Source organism: Desulfovibrio porci (genome assembly GCF_009696265.1).
Lineage (GTDB): Bacteria > Desulfobacterota > Desulfovibrionia > Desulfovibrionales > Desulfovibrionaceae > Desulfovibrio > Desulfovibrio porci.
In genome coordinates this window covers 1-1,489 of the sequence record NZ_VUMH01000032.1, presented here as the reverse complement: position 1 = coordinate 1,489, position 1,489 = coordinate 1, and the positions used below count along the sequence as shown (strand labels likewise).

The 1,489-nt window shown below is 46.2% G+C and carries 2 protein-coding genes; one reads left to right on the top strand and one right to left on the bottom strand.

The features are described from left to right. Positions 1-226 (bottom strand): reverse transcriptase/maturase family protein (locus tag FYJ44_RS14340; RefSeq protein ID WP_229772739.1); only part of this gene is annotated, 226 nt, incomplete at its 3' end. Positions 227-405: 179 nt separating this feature from the next. On the opposite strand from FYJ44_RS14340, the gene FYJ44_RS14335 reads away from it, so the two are divergent. Continuing rightward, on the top strand, positions 406-1,489 hold a 1,084-nt coding region (locus FYJ44_RS14335; RefSeq protein ID WP_154513304.1), incomplete at its 3' end, for a transposase.

Genomic DNA, 1,489 nt, shown 5'->3' with positions numbered 1-1,489 from the left:
AGCATTCGGCAATGCGTTTTTCACACATTTTCATCATGACATCGTGATTAATGTTGTCAAAACATCCTTTCATTACGCCCTCGATATACCATTTGGCTCCACAGAAAGACTTTGAAATCTGTTCCATTGCGGTATGGCAACTTCTTTGAGGTCTGAAGCCGTGGGAACAATCAGAAAACTGTCCCTCGTAGATTGCCTCAAGAATCATCCTCACCACTTCCTGCAACAGTTTGTCCTCTATAGATGGTATGCCGAGTGGACGCATTTTACCGTTTTTCTTGAGGTTGTTGCAGAACTATTTCTCAAAAAAAATAGCAAAAGCCTCAACTTTCACAAGCTGAGGCTTTTTTATGTCCATAAAGTTTTGTAACTTTATGGTATTCAAAACTATTGAATACAAAGTTAATGTATAAGTCTTACATACCCAACGATAATCTGCTCTTTCCGCCCAATTTGGGTGATTTTATCCCTGCGGATGCTCCTGCAAGGCTGATTTCGGATATAGTCGACCTGATGGATCTGAAAGAGATTCATGACAGTTATTCAAAAGCCTCCGACGGTCAGCCACCATATCACCCGGCAATGCTACTTAAGGTTGTGCTCTTCGGCTACATGAACAACATATATTCCACACGAGCACTTGAGGCGGCCATGCAGCGTGATGCGCATCTTATATGGCTTTCATCATATCAGTTTCCTGACCATACGACAATCAGCCGTTTCAAGACACGGTGCATGCCATATATTAAGGTTATATTCTCGCGTCTGGTGTTGATATTGGTAGAGCGAGGAGAAATAGAACTGGCCAAAGACCTGTTCATAGACGGCTCAACAATACGTTCACGCTCAGCACGCTGGCGTATAAAATGGCGCAGCAACGCCGAGAAGTTCGCGGCATCGGCAGATGCAGACATACAGGAAGGAGTCAAAGCCTTGCTTGAACAGGTTGAGAACGGAGACAATGCCGAAGACAACAGCCCCGGCCATGTCAGATATACAAAAGAAGAAGCCCGCGAAATAGCAGACCGCATTGAAGAGAAAGCGAAAAAAGAGGGACTTAAGAACGTCCGTGGCAAGATTACAGCTATCCGCAAGGCATGCGACCGCAAAGACGCTCATGACAAGACATTGGAGCAATGTGCCGACAGATGCGGAGTCGCGCCTACAGATCCTGAATGCGGCATCATGCACGCCAAGGAAGACGGATACGAAGGAATGGCGACACCCAACTACAATGTGCAGATTGCTACACAAAACCAGTATGTCACAAACTATGGCGCATACGACTCAGCGGATGACAAGTCTATCAACATGGATTTTGTCGACACCTGTGTGGAAGAAAACGGAGTCAAGCCGTCAGGTGTTGTCGAAGATGCCGGATACGGATGTGAGGAAGTATATGTCGGGCTGGAGCAAAGACAGATTGAGGCTATAGTCAAATATCCAAACTATGATGCCGAGTCCACCAGGCGTCCGGTAAAGCCGGGTC